This window comes from Acidimicrobiia bacterium, from assembly GCA_035948415.1.
Classification (GTDB): domain Bacteria; phylum Actinomycetota; class Acidimicrobiia; order IMCC26256; family PALSA-555; genus PALSA-555.
In genome coordinates this window covers 1-4,409 of the sequence record DASZJD010000082.1, presented here as the reverse complement: position 1 = coordinate 4,409, position 4,409 = coordinate 1, and the positions used below count along the sequence as shown (strand labels likewise).

3 protein-coding genes are annotated in these 4,409 nt (G+C 71.8%); all 3 read right to left on the bottom strand.

The annotated features are described in order from the left end of the window. Positions 1 to 572 (bottom strand): Mur ligase family protein (locus tag VG869_11440; GenBank protein HEV3451803.1); only part of this gene is annotated, 572 nt, incomplete at its 3' end. Between the two features lie 46 nt (positions 573 to 618). Next, positions 619 to 3,177, bottom strand: a complete 2,559-nt coding sequence (gene valS, locus VG869_11435; GenBank protein HEV3451802.1) for a valine--tRNA ligase — start codon at positions 3,175 to 3,177, stop codon at positions 619 to 621. Positions 3,178 to 3,254: 77 nt separating this feature from the next. Further along, a partial coding sequence (gene clpX / locus VG869_11430; protein ID HEV3451801.1) for an ATP-dependent Clp protease ATP-binding subunit ClpX occupies positions 3,255 to 4,409 on the bottom strand: 1,155 nt, incomplete at its 5' end.

The following is a 4,409-nucleotide window of genomic DNA, read 5'->3' as shown; positions in this document are numbered from 1 at the left end:
AGGACGAGGGTGGCGCCGGGCTTGACGATGCCCGCCTTCTCGTCGGCGATGTCGAGCGGCGTCGGGCCCAGGTACTCGACGTGGTCGACGCTGACGTTCGTGACGACCGCGACGCGCCCGTCGGCGACGTTCGTGGCGTCGAAGCGGCCGCCGAGCCCGACCTCGACCACCGCGGCGTCGACGGCGACGTCGGCGAACCACCGGTAGGCGACCCCGGTGAGGATCTCGAAGAAGCTCGGGACCTCCGGCAGGTTTGGCTCGATCGTGGCCACGAGCGTGAGCAGCTCGTCGAGCGCGTCGTCGTCGATGTCGTGCCCGTTCCACGCGATTCGCTCGTTCACGCGTTCGAGGTTCGGGCTCGTGTACGAGCCCACCGAGAGGCCCTGCTCGACGAGCAGGTCGGTGGCCAGCCGCGCCACCGACGTCTTGCCGTTCGTACCGGTGACGTGGACGATCGGGTACTCGAGCTGCGGCGACCCGAGCAGCGTGGCCAGCGCGGCCATGCGGGCGAGCGTGGGGCGGGTGGCGCGCCGCTCCGTGCCCGCGGGCACCCCGAGCGACTCGAGGTTCACGTGCGATTCGAGCCACGCGCGCGCGGCGTCGGGTCGCGCGCCGAGGTCAGGCGGCGTCGGGCTCAGCGAGCTCCACCTCGACGGTCGGCGGCTCGCCCTCGACGACGTCGAGGGCCCGGGCCCGCGCGGCCTCGCGCACGTCGTCGAGCGCGGGTCGGAGCAGGGCCAGGCGCGGCGCGGTGTCACGCACGACGACCCGCTCCGCTTCGACTCGCAGCGAGCGCTGCCGCTCGGTCTTGTGCTTGCGCACCGCGCCGAGCACCTCGCCGGCGATGACGAACACGGCCCGGTCCCCGTCGCCGGCCTGGCGGCGCAGCGCCGACGGGTCCGGCCACGCGGCCCGGTGGACGGAGCCGTGCTGCCACCACGACCACACCTCCTCGGTCACGAACGGGAGGTGCGGCGCGAAGAGGCGCAGCAGCGTGTCGAGGGCGCGGAGCAGCGTGGCCCGAGCCGAGCGAGCGCCGGGCTCGCCGGCGGTCCCGTAGGCGCGCTGCTTGACGAGCTCGACGTAGTCGTCGCAGAAGGCCCAGAAGAACCGCTCGGTGTGCTCCAGGGCGCGCGAGTAGTCGTAGGCCTCGAAGGCGGCGGTGGCGTCGGTTGCCACGTCGGCCAGCCCGGCCAGCAGCGCCTGGTCGAGCGGCGCCGTGATCGCGGCGCCGTCGGCGACCTCGCCGCCCTCGCCGGCGACACCGAGGGCGAACTTCGACGCGTTGAGGATCTTGATCGCGAGCCGCCGGCCGATCTTCATCTGGCCGTCGTCGAAGGCGGTGTCGGCGCCCGGGCGTCCCCGGGCCGCCCAGTAGCGGACGGCGTCGGATCCGTACTCCTCGAGCAGCCCCATCGGGGTGACGACGTTGCCCTTCGACTTCGACATCTTCTTGCGGTCGGGGTCGAGGACCCAGCCCGAGATGGCCGCGTCCGACCACGGGAGGCCGCCGAACTCGAGGTGGGCCCGCACGACACTCGAGAACAGCCAGGTGCGGATGATGTCGTGGGCCTGGGGTCGCAGGTCCATCGGGTACGTGCGCGCGAAGAGGTCCGGGTCCTCCTGCCACTGGCACACGATCTGGGGCGTCAGCGAGGAGGTGGCCCAGGTGTCCATGACGTCGGGGTCGCCGATGAACCCGCCGGGCTGGCCCCGGTGCCCGGGTTCGTAGCCGTCGGGCATGTCGCTCGACGGGTCGACCGGCAGCCGGTCCTCGGCGGCGAGCAGGGGGTGCTCGTAGTCCGGCGACCCCTCGGCGTCGAGGCGGTACCAGACCGGGAACGGCACGCCGAAGAACCGCTGGCGGCTGATGAGCCAGTCCCCGTTCAGGCCCTCGACCCAGGCCTCGTAGCGGGCGCGCATGTACTCGGGGTGCCAGCGCAGCTCGCGGCCGCGGGCCAGCAGCTCGGCCCGCAGCGACGGCTCGCGGCCCCCGTTGCGGATGTACCACTGGCGCGTGGTGACGATCTCCAGGGGCCGCTCGCCGCGCTCGTAGAACTTCACCGCGTGCACGACCGGCTTCGGCGCGCCGGCGAGGGCGCCGGCCTCGCCGAGCAGCTCGACGATCCGTCGCCGCGCGGCGGCGACGGGCAGGCCCGCCAGCTCGGCGTACGCCGCCCGCCCCCCGTCGCCGCTGATCGCGGCCGGGGGTTCGGGCCGGATCCGGCCGTCCCAGTCGACGATCGGTCGAGCCGGCAGCTGGAGCTCCCGCCACCACGTGACGTCGGTCAGGTCGCCGAAGGTGCAGACCATGGCGATGCCCGACCCCTTCTCGGGATCGGCGAGCGGGTGCGCGACGACCGGCACCTCCACGTCGAAGAGCGGGGTGCGGACCGACGACCCGACGAGGGCCCGGTAGCGGTCGTCGTCGGGATGGGCGACGAGGGCCACGCAGGCGGGGATGAGCTCCGGGCGCGTCGTCTCGATGACCACCGGGTCGTGGCCCGAGCGGGGGAACCGCACCGCGTAGTAGGCGCCGGGGAGCTCGCGGTCCTCGAGCTCGGCTTGGGCGACCGCGGTGCGGAAGTCGACGTCCCAGAGCGTCGGCGCCTCGGCCTGGTATGCCTCCCCGCGGGCGAGCATCCGGAGGAAGCCGCGCTGCGAGATTCGCTGCGCGGTCGCGCCGATCGTCGTGTAGGTCAGCGTCCAGTCCACCGAGAGGCCGAGGCGCCGCCACAGCGCCTCGAACTGGGCCTCGTCCTCGACGACGAGGCCCTCGCAGAGCTCGACGAAGTTGCCGCGGGCGATCGGCCGCGGCGGGTCCTGCGGTGCGCTCGGCGGCTCGAACGCCGGGTCGTGCGGCAGCGTCGGGTCGCAGCGGACCCCGTAGTAGTTCTGCACCCGCCGCTCCGTCGGCAGCCCGTTGTCGTCCCAGCCCATCGGGTAGAAGACCTCGCGGCCGCGCATGCGCTGGTACCGGGCGACGGTGTCGGTGTGGGTGTACGAGAACACGTGGCCGACGTGCAGGCGCCCCGACACGGTCGGCGGGGGCGTGTCGATCGAGTAGATCTGCTCTCGGCGCTTCGAGCGGTCGAAGCGGTAGGTGCCGTCCTCGTCCCAGCGCTGGCTCCACGCCGTCTCGAGCCCGTCGAGGCGGGGCTTGTCCGGGGCCGGCATGCGTCGAGTCTAGAGAGCCGGCGCGGCCGAGCCCGTGGGGTTGGGGCGCGGCGTCGGCGCGCTCGCGCGGGTCGAGCTCAGGCCGAGCGGCGGTCGGGAGTGCTCGTGATGAGCGTGGGCGTCATGTGCTCGAGCACGACGCTGCGGTCGATCACGCAGCGGGCCACGTCGGTGCGGCTCGGAAGGTCGTACATGACGTCGAGCAGCACCTCTTCCAGGATGGCGCGCAGGCCGCGCGCCCCGGTGCCGCGCTTCAGCGCCTCCTCGGCGACCGATTCGAGGGCGTCGTCGGTCAGCACGAGGTCGACGTCATCGAACTGGAAGAACTTCTGGTACTGCTTCAGGAGCGCGTTCTTCGGCTCGACCAGGATCCGCATGAGCGCGTCCTGGTCGAGGCTGTGCACGGCCCCGACGACCGGGAGCCGACCCACGAACTCCGGGATGAGACCGAACTTCAGGAGGTCCTCGGGCAGCACCCCCGCCAGCAGGGCGCCGAGATCCTTCTCCTCGGGACGTCGGACGTCGGCGCCGAAGCCGACGCCGCGATTGCCGATGCGGCTCTCGATGATCTTGTCGATGCCGGCGAAGGCACCGCCGCAGAGGAACAGGATGTTCGTGGTGTCGATCTGGATGAACTCCTGGTGGGGATGCTTGCGGCCACCCTGGGGCGGCACCGAGGCGGTGGTGCCCTCGAGGATCTTCAGCAGCGCCTGCTGCACACCCTCCCCGGAGACGTCCCGGGTGATGGAGGGGTTCTCGCTCTTCCGGGCGATCTTGTCGATCTCGTCGATGTAGATGATCCCGGTCTCGGCCTTCTTCACGTCGTACTCGGCCGCCTGGATCAGTTTGAGCAAAATATTCTCGACGTCCTCGCCGACGTAGCCCGCCTCGGTCAGGGCGGTGGCGTCGGCGATCGCGAACGGGACGTTGAGCAGCCGGGCCAGCGTCTGGGCCAGCAGGGTCTTGCCGGAGCCGGTCGGGCCGAGCAGCAGGATGTTCGACTTGGCCAGCTCGACACCGTCATCGCCGGGCCGGGTGTCGCCGCCGGACTGGACCCGCTTGTAGTGGTTGTAGACCGCCACGGACAGGGCCTTCTTGGCCTTCTCCTGCCCGATCACGTACGCGTCGAGGAACTCGTAGATCTCGCGGGGCTTGGGGAGGCTGTCCCACTGGAGTTCGGTCGGCTCGGCGAGCTCTTCCTCGATGATCTCGTTACAGAGGTCGATGCACTC